This is a genomic window from Paenibacillus sp. FSL H7-0323 (assembly GCF_038002725.1).
Lineage (GTDB): Bacteria > Bacillota > Bacilli > Paenibacillales > Paenibacillaceae > Paenibacillus_AQ > Paenibacillus_AQ odorifer.
This window is the reverse complement of the sequence record NZ_JBBODB010000001.1, coordinates 6,599,869-6,618,512: the sequence shown is the minus strand read 5'-3', so window position 1 is coordinate 6,618,512 and position 18,644 is coordinate 6,599,869. Positions and strand designations below refer to the sequence as shown.

The 18,644-nt window shown below is 45.2% G+C and carries 20 protein-coding genes and 1 riboswitch; of the genes, 11 read left to right on the top strand and 9 right to left on the bottom strand.

The genetic code is table 11. The features are described 5' to 3' along the window. Positions 1 to 137 precede the first annotated feature (137 nt). The 3 genes from MHH89_RS29525 to MHH89_RS29515 form a co-directional block, all read right to left on the bottom strand. Positions 138 to 977, bottom strand: coding sequence for an aldo/keto reductase (locus MHH89_RS29525; protein ID WP_197740363.1), 840 nt, complete (start codon positions 975 to 977; stop codon positions 138 to 140). A 195-nt stretch (positions 978 to 1,172) separates the two neighbouring features. Next, positions 1,173 to 1,487, bottom strand: coding sequence for a DMT family transporter (locus tag MHH89_RS29520; RefSeq protein ID WP_076125196.1), 315 nt, complete (start codon positions 1,485 to 1,487; stop codon positions 1,173 to 1,175). Further along, entirely contained in the window at positions 1,488 to 1,850 is a 363-nt protein-coding gene (locus MHH89_RS29515) for a DMT family transporter (protein WP_036675723.1), read from the bottom strand. Between the two features lie 84 nt (positions 1,851 to 1,934). Continuing rightward, positions 1,935 to 2,042: riboswitch (guanidine-I (ykkC/yxkD leader) on the bottom strand. Positions 2,043 to 2,192: 150 nt separating this feature from the next. On the opposite strand from MHH89_RS29515, the gene MHH89_RS29510 reads away from it, so the two are divergent. Continuing rightward, on the top strand, positions 2,193 to 3,131 hold the full coding sequence (locus tag MHH89_RS29510) for an MBL fold metallo-hydrolase (RefSeq protein ID WP_312151461.1): 939 nt from the start codon (positions 2,193 to 2,195) through the stop codon (positions 3,129 to 3,131). A 28-nt stretch (positions 3,132 to 3,159) separates the two neighbouring features. Continuing rightward, the gene (locus MHH89_RS29505) at positions 3,160 to 3,516 is read left to right on the top strand and encodes a hypothetical protein (RefSeq protein ID WP_312151463.1); all 357 of its coding nucleotides are present in this window, start codon (positions 3,160 to 3,162) and stop codon (positions 3,514 to 3,516) included. 145 nt (positions 3,517 to 3,661) lie between these two features. Here MHH89_RS29505 and MHH89_RS29500 read toward each other — a convergent pair whose 3' ends face one another. Then, positions 3,662 to 6,493, bottom strand: a complete 2,832-nt coding sequence (locus MHH89_RS29500) for a glycoside hydrolase family 3 protein (RefSeq protein WP_341088704.1) — start codon at positions 6,491 to 6,493, stop codon at positions 3,662 to 3,664. A gap of 183 nt (positions 6,494 to 6,676) precedes the next feature. Between MHH89_RS29500 and MHH89_RS29495 the strand changes: the two genes are divergently transcribed. Then, entirely contained in the window at positions 6,677 to 7,114 is a 438-nt protein-coding gene (locus MHH89_RS29495; RefSeq protein ID WP_143759868.1) for a hypothetical protein, read from the top strand. On the opposite strand, the gene MHH89_RS29490 is transcribed toward MHH89_RS29495, so the two are convergent. From MHH89_RS29490 to MHH89_RS29475, 4 genes are all read right to left on the bottom strand, one after another. Beyond that, positions 7,088 to 7,765 (bottom strand): winged helix-turn-helix domain-containing protein, encoded by a 678-nt coding sequence (locus tag MHH89_RS29490; RefSeq protein ID WP_076309660.1) that lies wholly within the window; start codon positions 7,763 to 7,765, stop codon positions 7,088 to 7,090. The two genes, MHH89_RS29495 and MHH89_RS29490, sit on opposite strands and share 27 nt — an antisense overlap. Positions 7,766 to 8,713: 948 nt before the next feature. Beyond that, positions 8,714 to 8,851, bottom strand: a complete 138-nt coding sequence (locus MHH89_RS29485; protein WP_179087693.1) for a hypothetical protein — start codon at positions 8,849 to 8,851, stop codon at positions 8,714 to 8,716. A gap of 6 nt (positions 8,852 to 8,857) precedes the next feature. Then, positions 8,858 to 9,277 carry a rhodanese-like domain-containing protein gene (locus MHH89_RS29480; protein ID WP_076185312.1) on the bottom strand — a complete coding sequence of 140 codons (420 nt, stop codon included), beginning with the start codon at positions 9,275 to 9,277 and terminating at the stop codon, positions 8,858 to 8,860. A gap of 4 nt (positions 9,278 to 9,281) precedes the next feature. Further along, the gene (locus tag MHH89_RS29475) at positions 9,282 to 9,602 is read right to left on the bottom strand and encodes a rhodanese-like domain-containing protein (protein ID WP_076185313.1); all 321 of its coding nucleotides are present in this window, start codon (positions 9,600 to 9,602) and stop codon (positions 9,282 to 9,284) included. Between the two features lie 101 nt (positions 9,603 to 9,703). On the opposite strand from MHH89_RS29475, the gene MHH89_RS29470 reads away from it, so the two are divergent. The 7 genes from MHH89_RS29470 to MHH89_RS29440 all read left to right on the top strand — a co-directional run bounded on the left by MHH89_RS29470 (position 9,704) and on the right by MHH89_RS29440 (position 16,614). Next, positions 9,704 to 9,988, top strand: a complete 285-nt coding sequence (locus MHH89_RS29470) for an ArsR/SmtB family transcription factor (RefSeq protein ID WP_036675735.1) — start codon at positions 9,704 to 9,706, stop codon at positions 9,986 to 9,988. A 6-nt stretch (positions 9,989 to 9,994) separates the two neighbouring features. Further along, positions 9,995 to 12,583: an FAD-dependent oxidoreductase gene (locus tag MHH89_RS29465; protein WP_341088702.1), complete on the top strand. Its 2,589-nt coding sequence runs from the start codon at positions 9,995 to 9,997 to the stop codon at positions 12,581 to 12,583. A gap of 209 nt (positions 12,584 to 12,792) precedes the next feature. Continuing rightward, on the top strand, positions 12,793 to 13,485 hold the full coding sequence (locus tag MHH89_RS29460; RefSeq protein ID WP_076125214.1) for a response regulator transcription factor: 693 nt from the start codon (positions 12,793 to 12,795) through the stop codon (positions 13,483 to 13,485). 82 nt (positions 13,486 to 13,567) lie between these two features. Continuing rightward, on the top strand, positions 13,568 to 14,491 hold the full coding sequence (locus tag MHH89_RS29455; protein WP_341088701.1) for an ABC transporter ATP-binding protein: 924 nt from the start codon (positions 13,568 to 13,570) through the stop codon (positions 14,489 to 14,491). Further along, positions 14,484 to 15,245 carry an ABC transporter permease gene (locus tag MHH89_RS29450; RefSeq protein ID WP_341088699.1) on the top strand — a complete coding sequence of 254 codons (762 nt, stop codon included), beginning with the start codon at positions 14,484 to 14,486 and terminating at the stop codon, positions 15,243 to 15,245. Before MHH89_RS29455 ends, MHH89_RS29450 begins: the two co-directional genes overlap by 8 nt. 20 nt (positions 15,246 to 15,265) lie before the next feature. Continuing rightward, positions 15,266 to 16,192: a sensor histidine kinase gene (locus MHH89_RS29445; protein ID WP_339247276.1), complete on the top strand. Its 927-nt coding sequence runs from the start codon at positions 15,266 to 15,268 to the stop codon at positions 16,190 to 16,192. A gap of 227 nt (positions 16,193 to 16,419) precedes the next feature. Then, positions 16,420 to 16,614 (top strand): helix-turn-helix domain-containing protein, encoded by a 195-nt coding sequence (locus MHH89_RS29440; RefSeq protein WP_076279585.1) that lies wholly within the window; start codon positions 16,420 to 16,422, stop codon positions 16,612 to 16,614. Positions 16,615 to 16,739: 125 nt separating this feature from the next. Here the strand turns inward: MHH89_RS29440 and MHH89_RS29435 are convergent, their stop codons facing one another. Further along, positions 16,740 to 17,198: an Lrp/AsnC family transcriptional regulator gene (locus tag MHH89_RS29435; protein ID WP_076279584.1), complete on the bottom strand. Its 459-nt coding sequence runs from the start codon at positions 17,196 to 17,198 to the stop codon at positions 16,740 to 16,742. Positions 17,199 to 17,370: 172 nt separating this feature from the next. Between MHH89_RS29435 and MHH89_RS29430 the strand changes: the two genes are divergently transcribed. After that, entirely contained in the window at positions 17,371 to 18,546 is a 1,176-nt protein-coding gene (locus tag MHH89_RS29430; protein ID WP_254848798.1) for a serine hydrolase domain-containing protein, read from the top strand. The last annotated feature ends 98 nt before the right edge of the window (positions 18,547 to 18,644 follow it).

Here is an 18,644-nt window from a genome sequence, read left to right as displayed (position 1 = left end):
TAGCGACTATGGTGTCCGATATTCCTCCAAAAGTGGCATAATTCTGCGTTTAAGATCATCTGTGTCCTATAGAGACTCCCCCTATCTCTTTTCATATAAAAAAGCCCGCCTCAACGGCGAGCTCTTTGACAGCTATATCAACTCATATCCAGCGGCACTTTCCACGAAGGTATCGGGAAAGCCTCATCCAGCTTCCATCTTTCTTCTTCACTCAGCGTAATTAAACCTGCAGCAGCATTCTCAATTACATGCTCACGTGAAGAAGCTTTTGGAATCGTAATGATCTCCTCCTCGCGGATCGTCCAAGCTAACATAATTTGTAGTGGGGTTGCGTTATGAACACGGGCGATTTCCTGAACTGCCTCACTCTCGATAACCCCTTTGCGGAGCGCGCCTGCTTGTGCAAGCGGAGAGTACGCCATTACGGGCATGCGGTGACTTTTCTGCCATGGCAGCAATTCAGCTTCGATGCCCCTCGACCCTAAATGATACAGCACCTGATTCATAGCACAGTGAGTCCCCCCAGCTATACTAAGCAGCTCTTTCATATCGTCAACATCGAGGTTCGATACACCCCATCTTGCTATTTTACCTTGAGAGACCAGTTTCTCCATGCCTTCCACAGTCACTTCAAGCGGAATATCTCCCCGCCAGTGCAGTAAATAGAGATCCAGATGATCCGTATTCAGTCGTTGCAAGCTTTCTTCACAGCTGCGAATAAGATTCTCGTTGCCGGCATTATGTGGGTATACTTTGGATACCAGAAAAACGTCATCCCGAATTCCTTTAATAGCGTCACCTACTAAAAGCTCTGAGTTTCCTTCCCCATACATCTCCGCCGTATCTATCAAATCCATGCCTAATTCCACGCCTAATCTAAGAGCAGCAATTTCTTCCTCTCTACGGGAAGCATCATCACCCATATTCCAAGTTCCCTGTCCTATTCTAGGCACAGAGGTACCGTCTGGAAGCAGCATGCGGTTAGCTCGGTTCACTTTCACAATTTCAGCCAAATGCTCGATTGAATCCTTAGTCATTGTAAAAATCTCCTTACCGATAAATTGTATACTTACTTTATACGACCTTTATGACCCTTTCGAAACATCTGAATCGTGTCTAATTTATAACTTATCTTTCCTTTAGGAGAGAAAAAGCAACAAATTGGTTGCTAACTACGCTATCAACTTCAGCCCCACTGCGGCTCCCAGTATCATAAAAATACAGATAACCCGCCGCCAGTCTTTGGCCTCCCCATATAAAAGCATCCCCAAAATTGCTCCACCGGATGCACCGATCCCCGTCCATACCGCATAAGCTGTGCCCATAGGCAAACTTTTCATTGCAAATGATAGAAAAAGAAAACTTCCTCCAAAACCAAGGAAGAGCAGCAAAAACGACTGCAGATTCCGGTATTTATTCAACCTGTTGATCATAGCCACTCCGAACATTTCAAACAATCCTGCAACAACCAAAAATGCCCATGCCATTTAAGACTCCCCCTTTATTTCAGTTTCTTTGATATCTTTGGTTTCGTTAGTTACCATTTTCAGACCTATAACTCCTGCCAGTAAAATAACCACCAGTACCAGCTTCATTAGCTTGAAGGGTTCACCGAATAAAACCATGTCCGCAATGACTGTTCCTGCGGTTCCCAGCCCAACAAATACAGAATATACGGTACCCACCGGTAATTTACTGCTTGCTGAAATAATGACATAGAAACTTATGATTATGGCTACAACTGTGATCAGCCACTCCCACACGCTTGAAGCATGCTTTAAACCTATGACCCACATGACTTCGAAAATCGCAGCGCCAACTACCTTCAGCCACTCTGAATTCTTTTTCATTTCAAGCCCTCCTTCAATTCTCCATAACTTATGATTGCCCACGGACAAACAAATAAGCCCGGAAGGTCATCGCCAAATGGCGATACCTCCCGGGCTTTTATCCCTCCGTGTAGACACAAACTTAATGTTCGTGCGTTTTCCCTCGGACCAGACCAGCTGTGCACCCGCTGCGGAACCCTAGAAAACAAATAAATGATTAAGTTACATCGTATGGTAGCAAATCGGGCGTATAAAAGCAACCTTTTTTCTATTACTAGCGTAATTAAATCACAGTATAAAATTCCATAAAATTATAAAATAGATATCAATTTCATTCGATTATCTAGGAAAAGAGGGTAATTCATGTTTCTTTCCAGACATTTTAACTGCGTCCCTCTAGTGGAAGGCATTTATTGCCTTGAAGCGAAGGAGCAAGGCGGAGCCATGAGTAATGCCGGTTTGATAGATATGGGTGATTACACATTAATCTTTGATACATTCAACACTCCACAAGCTGGCAAAGATCTTAGGGATGCCGCTCTGTATTATTTTAATAAACCTATCAGATACATCGTCAACAGCCATTGGCATGGAGACCACGTTAGAGGGAACCAATTCTTCTCGGATGAAGTAATCATATCCTCCAGTAGAACTAGAGAGCTCATGATAAAAACTCAACCAGACTGGCTTGCCCGAATGAAGAAACTGCTTCCTAATCTTGAAGAAGATCTTACGAAGCTTAATACATCTCTCGAGCTCAAACTGAACGATTCCAAACAACGAGAGCTCCTTTCGCAAATAGGTTATTTACAAGAAATCAAAGAGTCTATACTAACGCTTGAAGTAACCCTTCCCCAACTAACTTATGACCGCAAAATGACTATACATGGCTCGGCAAGGACCGTTGAACTCCTATCGGTGGGTACTGCCCATACGGAATGCGATTCTATTCTATTTTCTCCATCCGATTCTTTAGCTTTTGTTGGAGATATTGTCGCAGTTGATAATCATCCATTAGTAGTAGACGGTAATCCCTTATCCTGGTTGGAGGCACTTACTTATGTCGAGCGCTTAGATGTGAACATAATTGTTCCCGGTCATGGGCCCGTTACTCAAAAACATTATCTACAGCAAATAAAACGGTATATAAATGATATAATCCATATTAGCGAATCATTGATACGCGAAGACATGAATGTGAATGTGAACCATATAGAAATTCCCGAGCCTTATCTGGGCTGGAATTATGGGAGTATTTTTTACAGAAATCTTGAGTTTTTGACGAAAGCAGCTAGTAACTAATTTTTGGAGTTGAAGGGAGCGGTTCGTTATGGTTTTTGGGATACTATTTGTAGGTGTTGCTGTATTTATTATTATACAAGCCGTAATACGTAATGGCTCGAGCTCAAACAAAAGTACCTTTGATAGAAATAGGCAACATGATGCCGCCAACATGTCTTTTATGGCTGCCAGTCATCCGGATCTGCTGGATCCAAACCACTCTAACCACTCTAACCACTCTAACCACTCTAATCATTCTAACCACCACCATAATCACCACGGAGATCACTCGCATCACCATTCTGGACCTGACAGCGGGGGGCATAGCTGGGGTGGAGACGGCGGACATAGTGGCGGTGGAGACTTCGGTGGGGGTGGAGATGCTGGCGGGGGCGGTTGTGATTAATTGAAAAGAAACGAAAAGAAAAGGACATTCCTGATCCTTCAGGAATGCCCTTTTTTTTAATGCTCATTTATGATACTGAGAATTTTAGCTTGAGTTTGGCTTAATAACTTTTCGGCACCGTGCGGATGGAGCGTTCTAGCTTATCTTATTGATTAAATTGAAAACGGCTAAGCAGTACCTCACCATTAAAGATGAGATAAACATCGGTAGTTTCAGATTCCACGGACACTTCACCAGTAAGTGTGTTCCACTGCTGCAACACGCCACCCGACGGTACAGTCACAGATCCAACCAGCTTCCCTGCTGGGCTGCCCGTTCTGATCTCAAGGGTGCCACCTTTTGCAGAGGATACCAAGGCTTCAAAAGCTCCTGCCCCTTGCTCGAACAATACATCTTTAAAAGCGATCCAAGCGCCATCTTTTACTGGATGTATGGAAGCACCGCCTGCTTTGCACTCGTCCAGATATACGCCTTCGTAGTCATCGTAATTCTCTGCTTTGGTATTGATATACAGATTACGCGACGGAATAACGTCCCCCTGGACCGATAGTTGAGCGGATAATTGGATGTCAGCAGATGAACGGCCGATCAGAACCATATACTCTCCATTTTCCACGCAATATTGCTCACGGGTAACATCCCAGAATGCCAGCTCGGCAACCGGTAACGTAAACTCTAGGGTTTGCGATTGACCTGCGGTTAGGTTTACTTTTTCAAAACCCTTCAACTGTTTAATCGGACGTTTGACCCGGGAATTCAGAGCTTGCACATAAAGCTGCACCACTTCGTCCCCATCAACAACGCCTGTATTCTCTACTTGAACAGAAATTTTCAGCGTCTCATTCGCTTGCAGCTCCTTAGCGCTTAGGCTTAGGTTGCTGTAGGAAATTTGGGCATAACTTAAGCCGTGTCCAAACGCATACAGTGGCTCTCCGTCAAAGTACATATATGTTCTTTTGCCTTTGATAATATCATAATCCATCAGCTCAGGCAGCTGTTCTACAGAACGGAACCAAGTCATGTTCAGCTTGCCGGAAGGACTGTAATCGCCGAAAAGAACTTCTGCCACCGCATTGCCCAGCTCTTGTCCACTATGGGAGGTATACAATACAGCCGGGATGTTCTCGTCAATCCAAGTGGAAGTTATCGGGTAACTGCCGACAATGACTACAACTGTATTCGGGTTCGCTGCATAGACAGCCTTGACCAGTCGCTCTTGCTCCTCTGGAAGCACAATATCCGGTCTGTCGATTTCTTCTTTTCCGTTAAGGAGTGGATGGTTGCCCACAAAAACCACAGCGATTTCAGCCGCCTTGGCAGCTTCTACTGCAGCCTCTATGCCGTTAGTTACGATGTTCTTTTTGAAAAGACGTGCTTGCGCATTGGCATCCTGATCTGCCACCTGCAGCGTTCCATCTTCCGGATTCACCGAGATCATTTTATCATTCCAGGTCCGCAAAGATACCGTATCTTCGCTTTCCGGAACGATGTTAATCGATTCTTTTACAAACCAGCCGTAAATTTCATCAGCAGATGCTGTGAGAGTCTCTGCTTCGCTTAAAGTTACATACTGACCGCGACTTGTCGCCTTCAGAGTATTGCTAGTCCAGCCCCAAGCTGTATGATGGAACAATTCTCCGTGCGCTGCTATGTCATGCTGTACAGCCAGTCTTCCGTCCTCCCCTGTGATTCCAATGGCTTGGCCGTTTGCAGCTGAAGTAAGAATGATCTGATCTGCGCCACTCTCAAAAGTAACGTGTTTACCAGGCAGCTTTTTGCTAACCCCCTGCAGCGGAGTCACTCCATAAGGTAATGTGCCAGAATACCAGTCTCTAAAAGCTTCATCACCAAGTGGACCAATAATCGCCAATTTGCTCAGACTGCTTTTGCTCAATGGCAATGTACCTTGGTCATTCTTCAACAATACTATCGATTGTTTCGCTGCTTCCAAGGAGAGTGCGGTATGTTTTTTGCTAAGTATAACGGAATCGTCGATCGCTGCGTATGGGTTCCCTTCAGCCGGATCGAACTCTCCCAGACGGAAACGAACTCTGAAAGTGTTGGCAAGCGCACGATCCAAATCTTCCTCTGCTAAGAGGCCTTGGTCTAGTGCTTCGTGAAGAACCTTGATTGTCTCTGCGGTTTCTTCTGTTACGCTGTCAATTCCATTTTTGATAGATTCAGCCATCGATTGTGCAAAAGATTCATAATACTTGTGATCCTTCACAATCCCAAAAAGATCGCCGGCATCGCTTACGATAAAGCCATCCATTTCCCATTCGCCTTTGACCACATCCATTACTGCCGGATGAAGAATAACAGGCACGCCATTCACCGAGTTATAAGCGGTCATCATGGACTGTGCGCCACCTTCTTGAAAAGCAGGCTTAAACGCTTCCAGATAATACTCCCGCATATTTCTCGGATCGATGCTCGCGGAGCAGTTCCCGCGTTCAATCTCATTATTGTTGCCGAGGAAATGCTTCAGCGTTGCTACCGCTTTCAAATAGACCGGGTGATCACCTTGGATTCCCTGCACAAGTGATGTGCTGAGGCGTCCGGTCAACTCTGGATCTTCGCCGTAAGCTTCCTCGGTTCTTCCCCAACGCGGGTCACGTTCCATATCCACCGTTGGCGCCCATAATGTCAGACCGTTCACCGTTGGATTCTTTTTGTAAAAGGCTCTAGCTTCATCTCCGATGGCCGAACCAATCTCCTTCAGCAGCTCTGGATTCCAAGTACAAGCCAGTCCGCTCGGCTGAGGAAAAGAAGTCGCTTTTCCAAGCCAAGAAATCCCGTGCGCCGCTTCCGTACCATGCTTGTAGGCCCCAACACCCAAACGCTCTATGGCAGCTTGATACTGAGGCATCAGGCTTACTTTTTCATCAAGTGTTAGTCTGGAGATCAGATCCTGCACTCGCTCATTTAAAGGTAAATCAATCTGTTGAAATGGATATTTAGCTATATCTGTTCCCATCAAAATCGCTCCTTCGTCTCTTGTTGATAGCGGTTTCATTCATTCTCGAGGACAATCCTTCGAAAAAACACCCATACGTCCTATCCATCTAATCATAGAAGATTCCCCTCCTCCGCAACACCTTAACAATCTAAATAGAAATCAGGTCATAATTAGAGATTTAGGGGGAAGATGTGAGTGTGAGTGCATGGGTTTGCTCATTATTCGCCTCCAATCTGCGGGATTTATACCGTTCATTTGCCCAATTCCCGCTCCACGCACACAATCTACGGGATTTATACCGCACATTTGCTCGATTCCCGCTCCCCACCCACAATCTACGGGATTTATACCGTTCATTTGCCCATTTCTCGCTGCACGCCTCCAATCTACGGGATTTATACCGTTCATTTGCCCTATTCCCGCTCCCCACCCACAATCTGCGGGATTTATACCGTTCATTTGCTCACTTCTCGCTCCACGCCCACAATCTACGGGATTTATACCGTTCATTTGCCCTATTCTCGCTGCACGCCTCCAATCTGCGGGATTTATACCGCACATTTACTCGATTCCCACTCCACGCACACAATCTACGGGATTTATACCGTTTATTCACCACAGCTGAATATCGTTAAGTGAATGTACATATTCATAGCGACAAACCCTCCCACTCACCTGGGAAACTATCGGCTTAAACTTACCTTTCTCACAAAGTGACCTCATACATTTCCTAACTGTACGCAGATCAATGCCAAGCTCTCTCACCAAATCAACAGGCCGAATGTCCCCGTTCGAACGCACCGCAATTTGCAAAATATCACGCTCCAGTCGACTAAACGCCTCCTTCTCTTCTGTCCTTAAAGCGAGGTACGGCATCAGTAATGATCTCAACAAAAAAATAGTATTCTCAGGACTCGCTTCCAGATCATCATATGGTATCGCCACTACCCGATAACCCGCGATTTGTAGATAAGTCTCTCGATTCAATTCCTGCCGATAACGCGTCCGATCTGTGTTTTGCACATGTGGGCCGTAACCTTTTACCTCAAAAGCAAACTTAACCTGCCCAGGCTTCCACGCAAAATCAACAAAATAAGGCCATCCCCGCCAATCCAACACTTCATATTCAGGATGAAGATCATTAAAATGACCCATCATTGGCCACCAAACCTTCTCCGTAAACATTCGCTCACCATGCCCATGTCCCCGCTCCAATCTCCCCCGTCTTTCTCCCGTTCTTCGACTAATATGATCTCCCACCCACTTACGATGTTCTTCCGTAAACCCCATAACGTTCTCCTCCTCCTTGGCATAAAAAAATCCCGCACCCAATTATGGATGCGGGACGTGCTTCGTCCTATTACTCAGAAGTATAGTATTCGCCTTCTTATGCTGTCAATGACACTCTACATTCAACGATAGTACTCGAGCTAAATATGCTTACCTATTAAAAAATCACATTGGTTAAAGTGAGTCGCATTAAAGTAAGTTCAGTTACAGTTAGCTCATTACAGTAAGTTCATTTAGAGTCAGATCACTAAAGTTAGTTCAGCTAGAGTTAGATCACTACAGTTCAGTTAGAATTAACTCAGCAAGAGCAATCTTGGTTAAGTAAACTACATTTGAGTTAGACGACTAGATTTAGCTCAATATAGGTAGGTTTTGTATAGTAGTTCCGTTAAAGTAATCTCGGTTTGACTAAGTTCCGCTAGAATAATATTATTCGTCCTACCTTTTTGAAATTGTCCGAAATCGTCTCCCATTCTCCACTATTCACTGGCTATCGACCTGTGCTTTTTCTATTTAATTGTATTTCATGCAACTATTTAACTCTTATCCCCCTAAAAGTCCATTTAGTTGTACTTTCTACAACTAAAAAAGGAAACATTAGGTAGTTAAGCGTAAATGATCAAATTTAGATGTACAAAGTGCAGTTAACTGTTACTTTTCCTAAAACTACTGAAGTTTAACTGCACAAAATGCAATTAAAACTGAGTTCGAGATGAGGCTGACTGGATTGCGACTTAGTTGCATTGACTTAGCGGCCTAGCTACAACATCGTGACTTAGCTACATTGACTTAGCCGCCTAGCTATAACATTGCGACTTAGTTACATTGACTTAGCAGCCTAGCCACATCATCGCGACTTAGCAACATTAATTTAGCGATCTAGCCACAACATCACAACTTAGCACCATTAATATAGCGGCTCAACTAGAGTGACATATTGCTCCCTCTTCACTGCCTTCCCTCACCTAGCAAATGTGCAGGCCGAGCCCCTAGCCCATAGGCATCAAAAGAGATCATTCCATCGTCCCCCTGACTTCGACACCCCAGCTTCAATTCGAGACGGGAAATCCATGACCTTAAATCCATTATCCATTATCCTTCACAACAACCTTTCACAGAAATGTCGGAGAGCGTTCTTTTGTTCCCTAACAAATCACCATTTACCGCATATAGCTTACGAAATCCCTGCTTATAAAGAATTCGCGCGGCTTTATTTCTTTTGTAGTAACTTCCTGCAAGAATTAGAACCGAGTCGCCCGGAGATAGACAGTGCTGCCAGACATAGGGTAATCGCCCCAGCGAAATATTTATCGAACCACGGATACTGTCCTTCTGGTAATCAACGGCATCCCTGACATCGAGCATTTTCATAGCCAATGATTGATCCGCTAATTCGCGAACCTCACGGACTTCTATATAAGTAAGTGAACGAACAGGCCAAGCATAACGCAAAAACCTCACAATACTAAAGACAATTAAAATACTCAGTAGGATCCGAACCATCATGCTCATATCATTACTCCCGCACCAAAAAATCATCCGTCCAAGCGCCTAATCCACCCGTCATGTTCACAACGTTATACCCCTTTTCACTCAGCAGCTCACAAGCCAGTCCACTACGGCCACCACTTAAGCACATCACAATTATCTCGCCATGAGAATCCAGTTCATCTGTGCGCATTAATAGCTGTCCAAGCGGAATATGTTTAGCACCCATTACATGTCCCTCCACCCATTCGGCGGGTTCGCGTATATCTAACATGGTAAGAGTTTCGCCATTCTTCAAGCGTTCTGCCACTTGCTGTGGGGTAATTTCCTTTGAAATTTTAAAAGACATCGAGCATCTCTCCTTCACCTTTATAAAAATAACTTGATTTTCATATCACTATATCATAATATTACGATATAAGGATATTGTAAAGCGAGGTGTTCGTTACCATGGACAAAAATTTCAAAGCCTATAACCAAACCGCCGAAACCTTAAAGGCTATAGCTCATCCCGTGCGCTTGTGCATCATCAAGGGACTTCTGGAAAAGGGCAGCTGCAACGTGAGCTTCATGCAGGACTGTCTCGATCTTCCACAATCTACGGTGTCCCAGCATTTACAGAAGCTTAGATCACTAGGCATCGTTGAAACCGAACGTAATGGGCTGGAGATTAACTATTCTGTTAAAGACGAAAAAATCAAACATCTGATTCAGTTATTTTTAGGGGAGGAATAAGTCATCATGAGTAAAAAAGTATTGATTGTTGGTGGAGTTGCAGGAGGCGCGTCAGCAGCCGCCCGACTTCGGAGATTAGATGAAGATGCCCATATTGTAATGTTTGAGCGTGATCCGTACATTTCTTTTGCCAATTGTGGACTTCCTTATTATATCGGCGGGTCCATTCAGGACCGCTCCAAGCTGCTGGTGCAGACACCGGAGGCGATGCATAAACGTTTTAACATCGATGTCCGGATTCAAAGTGAAGTCGTGGCTATCGACCCCGTGAACAAAAAAGTGCGAGTAGAAAGCATAGAAAAAGGCTCCTATGAAGAGAGCTATGATGCGCTTATTTTATCGCCAGGTGCTAAACCGATTCGTCCGAATCTGCCCGGTATCGAGAGTTCCCAAATACACATGTTGCGTAACATTCCCGACACTGACAAAGTCAAAGCTAAAGTCGCTGCGGAAGGCACACGTTCGGCCGTGGTGATCGGTGGTGGATTTATCGGTGTGGAAATGGCTGAGAACCTTAGAGAAGCTGGTCTGGAAGTTTCCTTAATTGAAGCAGGACCACAAATATTAGCTCCATTCGATACTGAAATGTCTTCTATTTTGGCAAAAGAACTCGACGAGCATGGTGTTAATCTTATTTTTTCCGATATGGTCCAAGGGTTTGCTGAGGTGGGAGAACAAATACAGGTGCAATTAGCAAGTGGCACTGTACTGCAAAGTGATATGGTTCTGCTGGCTATCGGCGTTTCTCCGGATACCTCTTTTCTGAAGGACAGTGGCTTAGAATTCGGTCCCCGTGGCCATATTTTAGTCAATGAGCGGATGGAGACCAATCTGGATCAAGTGTTCGCTGTAGGTGACGCGGTTGAGGTGGTTGATTTCGTAAACGGAACAAAAACCGCCATTCCACTAGCTGGTCCTGCCAATAAGCAAGGGCGGATTGCTGCGGACAACGTCAGTGGTCTCGGCACAACTTACAAAGGATCACAAGGGACTTCTATTATAAAGGTTTTTGGAGTCACAGGTGCTTCTACAGGTAATAATGAAAAAACATTACAACGTTTGGGTCTGCCGTATCACGTGATTTATATACATCCAAGCTCACACGCAACCTATTATCCGGGGGCAACCCCGATATCTATGAAGCTGATTTTTGATCCAAAAGGTACGGTGCTAGGAGCACAAGCTGTAGGTTACAGTGGTGTAGACAAACGTATCGACGATATCGCTACAGTTATTCGTTTTAGAGGTACGGTCACTGATTTGACGGAGTTGGAGCTATCTTATGCCCCTCCTTATTCTTCCGCTAAAGATCCGGTGAATATGGCTGGATTTGCCGCTGAAAATATTTTGCATGGTTTGACTACGGTATTCGTCCCTAAGGATTTAGAAGGTCGTGACAAAAACAATACCATTTTAGTTGACGTACGTTCGGAAATCGAACATGCTAATGGTCATATTGAAGGGTCTATTAACATCCCCGTGGATGATCTGCGTAGTCGGCTAAGCGAGCTTGACTCTAGTAAAGAAATTTGGGTGTATTGCCAAGTTGGACTCAGAGGCTACACCGCTTCCCGGATTTTACAGCAAAAAGGTTACCGTGTGAAGAATCTGACCGGCGGTTATAAAACCTATCAGATTAGCCAATTTACGCCTAAAAAAAAAGATAACTTGACGCCAAACGTTGGTACACCAGCAGCCAGTAAAGAAATCGCAGCAACGGGAGCAATGACGGAGACTGGAACTGGAACTGGAACTGGAACTGGAACTGGAACTGGAACTGGAACTGGGACAGAGACTGGAACTGGCACAGTTACACCAACCGTTAACGCTACAGCTTTCACAACACCTGATTCCGTGCTTGATGCCTGCGGACTGTGCTGCCCAGGGCCGCTGATCCAAGTTAAAATGAGCATGGACCCGCTCTTGGACGGGCAAGTCCTGAAGGTCACTGCTTCCGATCCCGGATTTTATGAGGATATCAAGGCTTGGGCTCGTATGTCCAACAATACGCTTTTGCAGCTAACAAAGCTGCCTACTGGCATGATCGAAGCTTATCTGCGCAAAGGAGTTATCGAGACTTCAGCATCAGCACCAACCGGAGCAGGCGCACAAGTAATTCAAACTAGCAATGCAAGCACAATGGTTGTTTTTAGCGGGGATTTGGATAAAGCGATCGCTTCCTTCATCATTGCCAACGGAGCAGCATCCAGCGGCAAAAAAGTCACAATGTTCTTTACCTTCTGGGGCCTCAATATTATCCGCAAGGATGAGAAGGTGCCTGTGAACAAAAACTTTATCGGAAAAATGTTCGGTGCCATGATGCCACGCGGCAGCCGGAAGCTGACGCTTTCAAATATGAACATGATGGGCATGGGCTCGAAGATGATCCGCTCTCTAATGAAGAGCAAAAATATCTCTTCCTTGGAAGAATTGATTCAGATGGCTATCGACCAAGGTGTGGAAATCGTCGCCTGCCAAATGTCCATGGATCTTATGGGCATCACTCGTGAAGAACTGATTGACGGTGTCGGAATCGGCGGCGTTGGTTACTATCTCGGCCAAGCCGATCAGTCGGGTCATAATCTATTTATCTAAATACCTTAACGCCGCAAAGAGACTCCTCTATTTAAATAGAAGAGTCTCTTTCGTATATAAAAATGAACTCACGAGAATCGGTGATATAGATTTGAATAACCAAAATGCAGAAATTGGCTGGATCTGGATACAGAATCTAAAACCTGCTATCCTATTTAATAGGCATTCATCCGAACAACGACCTATTTCAGGTAAAAAAAGGAGATTAAATGAATAACCCGATACATATTCTTGTTGCTGAGGACGACAGCGACATCAACCGATTGCTGTGCAACATTATTAAGAAAAGCGGCTATATTCCCCAACCTGCTTACTCGGGAACGGAGGCACTTCTCTATCTGGAGCAACGTCAATGGAGCATGCTGCTACTGGATCTGATGCTGCCAGGCATGTCAGGTGAGGAACTACTTGAGAAGATTGCCGGGCGGGATGATATGTCGGTAATTATCATTTCTGCCAAGGGTGAGCCCCAGACCAAGGTGTCTGCCCTGCGGGCGGGGGCGGATGATTTCATTACGAAACCCTTCGACGTTGAGGAAGTCTCTGCACGGATCGATTCTCATCTGCGTTTGTATTCGCGGATTACGCAATCGGCTTTGCCTAACGTGCTCCAGCATCAGGGTCTTGTACTTCATCGAGAGGCGATGTCGATTACGGCAAATGGTGTGGAACTGACGCTCACAGCTCTAGAGTTTGAAATTCTCTCGTTACTTTTGTCAGCCCCCAAAAAGGTGTTTACGAAAGCGAATTTGTATGAAAGAGTCTGGCACGAGCCATATTACGGGGACGATAATACGGTCAATGTCCATATGAGCAACTTGCGCAGCAAGCTAACCAAGGCCGCACCAGGAAGCGAATTTATCGAGACGGTATGGGGCATAGGTTATCGGCTCAAGCCTTAAGACATTCTTAAGATTTGGCTTTAGCTCTTCTTATGTTTTCAATTCTATACTTGGTCTATCACGAAAAGGAGGCCAAGACGAGATGTACGAGTATGTATTAAAAACAAATCAGCTATCCAAAAAGTTCAAGGGCCATACAGCGCTGGACAAAGTCAATTTGTCAATCCGTAAAGGCTCTATTTATGGTTTTATTGGACAAAATGGAGCCGGAAAATCAACATTAATCCGGATTGTGACCGGACTTGCTTTTCCGACTCAGGGGACGATCGAGCTGTTCGGAGCCAGTGAAGAGCAAGCCCTGATCCAGGCTCGTAAGCGAATCGGCTCGATTATCGAGAGTCCCGCTTTATTCCCCCATATGACTGCGAGTGAAAATTTAGAAGCAAACCGGATTCTACGTGGTATTCCCGGCAAAGATTGTGTTCCTAGAATGCTAGAGCAAGTTGGACTGCAGGGCGCCGGAAAGAAGAAAGCCAAAAATTTCTCACTTGGAATGAAGCAGCGGTTAGGTCTTGCCATCGCCTTACTGGGAGATCCAGAATTTCTGATTCTGGACGAGCCAACTAATGGGTTGGATCCGATGGGTGTCGTCGAAATGCGCGAACTGCTCAAGCGACTAAACCGTGAGCTAGGCATTACGATAATGATCTCAAGTCATATTCTAAGTGAGCTGCATTTAATGGCAAGTCATTATGGCATTATTCACCACGGTCAGTTGCTTGAACAACTCACTGCGGAGGAATTAAACGAGAAATGTCAGCAGTATTTATTTATCAAAGTGGATGATCCGGGCAAGGCAACAGCCGTCATTCAGAACGAGCTGGGTACGGCCGATTTCGAAGTGATGCAGGATGGAACCATCAAGTTGTATAGCCGTATTGAGCAGCCAGGCAAAGTATTAACTGCTTTATTCTCTGCGGGCCTCGAGATCGAGAAGTTTATGCCTATGGGTGAAGACTTGGAAAGTTATTTTACAAAGCGGATTGGGGGGAACCCAAATGTATAATCTGATCAGAGTGGAGTTTTTCAAGCTCCGAAAGAATAGATCATTTTGGACTTTTCTATTGGCACTTTCCGTCCTCTCGCTTGCGTACCCTTTGCTATATTATTTTGATCATCGTTCCAATGGGGAACCTCAGATCACCGGCGCTGAATTTCTGACTACCTTTATTTCAAGCAATGCCTACATTATTAAATTCGGCGTAGCCATTCTGGCTGGATTCTTTATCTCTAACGAATATTCCACAGGGGTCATGAAGACGATCGCCTCTTCGGGCAACACCAGAGGCCGGCTGTTCGCAGCAAAACTAATCGTATTCTCAGTTGGAGCCATGGCGATTTCGCTCGTCTTTCCTATTGTCAGCACAGTCGAAGTCACGCTGCTTTCGGGCTTCGGTCATCTGCCGGAAGGAAGCACTACACTTTTCATACCGCGAGCTCTCGGGCTAACGTTATTGTACACGGCTGGTTACGCAGCCATTGGGGCGCTGTTCACCGTAATCCTAACCGACAGCGGCAAAACTATCGGCTTCTCAATGATTTTCTTCCTTATGATCGATACGGTTTTGGCTAGTATAGGTTCGAAGATCTCTTTCTTTAGTAATTTGTACGATTATTCCATCTTCAAACGGGTGAGCGATATCGGTAAGCCCAGTATCGACAGTGGAGATTGGCCAGCACTTCTACTCGTGCCGTTGTTGACAATAGCCGTTTCCGGGGTACTCGGTATTCTCGTATTCCACCGAAAAGAAATCAAATAGCAAATGGGGGGTGCAGGAGAGTGTTGCTTATTCTGACAATCATATTGTTTGCGGCAGGAGCTCTCCTGCTTTTCCATTTTTTAATGTTAAGGCGAGAACTAGGGCGGATAACAGAGCAATTGCATACCTACAACGAGCGAGCATCCGGTAAAAAAATTGATGTGGCTCTATTCGACCAGAAGCTTGAGGCGCTTGCGGGACAAATCAATCGTCAATCTGATTTAATCGTCGAAGCGGAAGCCCAGCGAAAACGTGTCGAACAAGAATTCCGTCAGGCTGTGGCGAATATTTCACATGATATCCGTACACCCCTCACCTCCATCTTCGGTTATATTCAACTGTTGGAGGATGAGTCTATTACCCCTGATGAAAAGCTTGAATATGTTGCCATCGTTAAAAATCGGACGAAACGGCTGCAGGCGCTGCTGAATGATTTTTTTGAGCTTTCCTTGATCGAATCGCTAGATTATCCTCTACATACGGAAAAGCTTGGGATGACGGCCCTGCTCTCGGAAATTCTGGTCGGATTTTACGATTCTTTCAACGAACGCAATATTACACCGGATATACGGCTACCTGAAGAAAATGTATCCGTATACGCCGATGAATCCGCTGTGCGGAGAGTTGTCGAGAATTTACTTGTCAATACGGTCAAACACGCGACCGGGTATGTAGAAATCCATTTCGAACGACGGCGGGAAACAGCTGACTTAACGATAGTAAACGATGCGAAGGAACTAGTCGGAAGCGATGTTAACCTCTTATTTGACCGATTCTATACCGCAGACCGTACCCGATCTTCTCAAGCTTCCGGGCTGGGTCTCTCCATCGCCAAAAGTCTAATGAATAAAATGGGTGGCACGCTGACAGCCGAACTGGAGGGTGAGAAGCTGATAATGACCTGCCGTTGGAAACTAGGCGATGCTGGCATTAGCTTGGCTACTTAATTCATTTTATAGTTGGTCTAGACTAACCATTGTTCTAACCCGTTTATGGAAGGTAGCTCATTCCCGATAGCCAATGGCCTTCAGGTTTTTCCGGACTTCTTCGAACTGATCTCCCACCCGTTCAGGTTCATGGTTCTGAACAAAACTTTATCGAGAAATTATTCAATAAAAGGGTCTCTGAATTTACGAAGCAACCTCCCGGCTATGAATTATATTTAAAAACACTTATGTTTAAGCTGCTTATTTATACTTATCGCCACCAGGAAGCTCGTGCCTTGTTAATCAATACTGCCTTTAAAGTAGCCAAGATAGCTGAAAATTTTGGATTTGATAATATGACTCACTTTGGTCGGGTATTTAAGGAAATCACCGGGCTTTCTCCACTAAAATACCGCCAGACTTATAAGATAGAAAGTCCATGATGTATCTACGAAAAAGGAGCAGCTGCAATCTTTTTTATTACAATATCTAAACCAAAAAGACTCCTCTATTTATATAGAAGAGTCTTTTTTTTTGTTACGACAGGCTAACGGATTATGTTTAAAATCTAACTCAGCAAGTTTAGGCTTGCTTCTTCAAGCGAGGGTATAAGAAATTTATAATCGATTGGTGATGACATCACGATCAGAATCGTGTAAGTACCGTATTTGTCACATTGATTTCCGAACTCCTCGAGGGCTCGTGTAGAGTCGGTTACTACCTTCAATAAGTAGTTGTGTTCCCCACTTATACGGTAACATTCGACGACATCAGGACTTGAGCGGCAGAAATCAAGGAATGCATTACAATCCCTAGAATGAAATAACATGTAGGCAGCTGCTTGTTTCCCAATCTTTTCAGGAGAAATTATGGTGCGATATTCGCTGATGATGCCTTTTTCCTCCATACGCCTAACTCTCTCCGTAACCGCAGGTTGCGATAAACCGACACATTTGCCCAGCTCTGTCATAGAAATTCTTGCTTGATTTTGAAGATGGAAAAGAATTTGCTTATCAACATGGTCCATCAAAATCGCCTCCTTTAAATTTAAGGTTTTCTATATTAACTAGATTGTAATTAACCGTTATAAAGCTAATTTAGCTTAGTTGCCTTATGTAATCAAGATAACTTGTTATATATAATAACCCTACAATAGTAAAGTGTTCTTGACTTTAACTATTCCGAAGGGATGAAGACCGTTGAGTATATTGGATTCAAATAAAATAATTACAGAATGTTTATCAGGTCGCATCGATAGAGTAATCGATCGAACCCTCGCTGACAAGCGCTTGGTCGGTGCTGTCATTAAAGTGGCGATAGATGGGGAACTGGTTTATAGCCGTGCTGCCGGTTTTGCCGACCGCGAGCTAGGCCGACTTATGCGAGAAGATGCCTTATTCCGGCTCGCTTCAGTTACTAAACCTATCGTTTCAACGGCAGCCCTAGTATTAGTTGCGCAAGGTCGTCTACAACTGGACGACCGCGTTGATCGTTGGCTTCCAGAGTTTCAGCCGCGTTTGCAGAATGGCGAGTTCGCTTCCTTGACGATTCGTCATTTGATGACGCACACCGCGGGCCTGTCTTACCGATTTTTCCAAGAAGAGAAGGGTTCCTATCAGTCAGCAGGGGTATCAGATGGTATGGATCAGTCCGGCATCACATTGGAAGAGAACCTGCGCCGTCTTGCCTCTGTCCCCCTCCTTTATACGCCAGGTACCGAGTGGAAATATTCCATCGCGACAGATGTGCTGGGAGCAGTAATTGCAAAGGTCACAGAAACACCGCTCAGTGAGGCTGTACATTCACTCGTGACCAAGCCGCTTGGCATGAGCGACACGGGTTTTATTGCAGTCGATCGAGAACGGCTGGCCACTTCCTATGCCAATGATACTCCAGAGCCACGGCCCTTACTTGATCCTGACAGTATTGCCTTTGTGGAGGGAACGGCTGGGTTCCTGCTTGCCCCTAGCCGAGCACTTGACACTACTGCCTATCCTTCTGGAGGAGCTGGCATGGTCGGCAGCGCCGGAGATTTTTTGCAACTGCTGGAAACATTACGTAAGGGCGGAGCGCCGCTGCTACCGGAGTCACTGGTTCACGATATGACGACCAACCAGATCGATGATCTGCCAATGGCCTTCTGGCCAGGACGAGGCTTTGGCCTAGGCATCACGGTACTAAAGGATCCTGTCGCTGCAGACACTCCAGAATCTCCGGGTACTTGGCGCATGGGGGGTACTTATGGTCATTCGTGGTTCGTAGATCCCAAGCAACGCCTCAGTGTCGTCGCTTTCACTAATACCGCATTGGAAGGCATGTCGGGTCAGTTTACTGTAGACCTTTGTGATGCCATTTATGATAGACGTAATAAATAGAGCATGAACACAAGAAGCCTGGGTCCGGAATGAACCAGCCTAGGCTCTCTGTCCAGTAGACCCTATTCGTCGTCTATATCATTGAGTTTGCTAAAATT

What these genes read in the sequence shown, in the direction of transcription:
- MHH89_RS29515 (WP_036675723.1), bottom strand. Translation starts at nt 1,850, where the DNA reads ATGAAAAAGAATTCAGAGTGGCTGAAGGTAGTTGGCGCTGCGATTTTC.
- MHH89_RS29465 (WP_341088702.1), top strand. Translation starts at nt 9,995, where the DNA reads ATGAGTAAAAAAGTATTGATTGTTGGTGGAGTTGCAGGAGGCGCGTCA.
- MHH89_RS29460 (WP_076125214.1), top strand. Translation starts at nt 12,793, where the DNA reads ATGAATAACCCGATACATATTCTTGTTGCTGAGGACGACAGCGACATC.
- MHH89_RS29500 (WP_341088704.1), bottom strand. Translation starts at nt 6,493, where the DNA reads ATGGGAACAGATATAGCTAAATATCCATTTCAACAGATTGATTTACCT.
- MHH89_RS29505 (WP_312151463.1), top strand. Translation starts at nt 3,160, where the DNA reads ATGGTTTTTGGGATACTATTTGTAGGTGTTGCTGTATTTATTATTATA.
- MHH89_RS29440 (WP_076279585.1), top strand. Translation starts at nt 16,420, where the DNA reads ATGTTTAAGCTGCTTATTTATACTTATCGCCACCAGGAAGCTCGTGCC.
- MHH89_RS29490 (WP_076309660.1), bottom strand. Translation starts at nt 7,765, where the DNA reads ATGGGGTTTACGGAAGAACATCGTAAGTGGGTGGGAGATCATATTAGT.
- MHH89_RS29455 (WP_341088701.1), top strand. Translation starts at nt 13,568, where the DNA reads ATGTACGAGTATGTATTAAAAACAAATCAGCTATCCAAAAAGTTCAAG.
- MHH89_RS29520 (WP_076125196.1), bottom strand. Translation starts at nt 1,487, where the DNA reads ATGGCATGGGCATTTTTGGTTGTTGCAGGATTGTTTGAAATGTTCGGA.
- MHH89_RS29450 (WP_341088699.1), top strand. Translation starts at nt 14,484, where the DNA reads ATGTATAATCTGATCAGAGTGGAGTTTTTCAAGCTCCGAAAGAATAGA.
- MHH89_RS29480 (WP_076185312.1), bottom strand. Translation starts at nt 9,277, where the DNA reads ATGAGCATGATGGTTCGGATCCTACTGAGTATTTTAATTGTCTTTAGT.
- MHH89_RS29525 (WP_197740363.1), bottom strand. Translation starts at nt 977, where the DNA reads ATGCTGCTTCCAGACGGTACCTCTGTGCCTAGAATAGGACAGGGAACT.
- MHH89_RS29475 (WP_076185313.1), bottom strand. Translation starts at nt 9,602, where the DNA reads ATGTCTTTTAAAATTTCAAAGGAAATTACCCCACAGCAAGTGGCAGAA.
- MHH89_RS29510 (WP_312151461.1), top strand. Translation starts at nt 2,193, where the DNA reads ATGTTTCTTTCCAGACATTTTAACTGCGTCCCTCTAGTGGAAGGCATT.
- MHH89_RS29470 (WP_036675735.1), top strand. Translation starts at nt 9,704, where the DNA reads ATGGACAAAAATTTCAAAGCCTATAACCAAACCGCCGAAACCTTAAAG.
- MHH89_RS29485 (WP_179087693.1), bottom strand. Translation starts at nt 8,851, where the DNA reads ATGGATTTAAGGTCATGGATTTCCCGTCTCGAATTGAAGCTGGGGTGT.
- MHH89_RS29435 (WP_076279584.1), bottom strand. Translation starts at nt 17,198, where the DNA reads ATGGACCATGTTGATAAGCAAATTCTTTTCCATCTTCAAAATCAAGCA.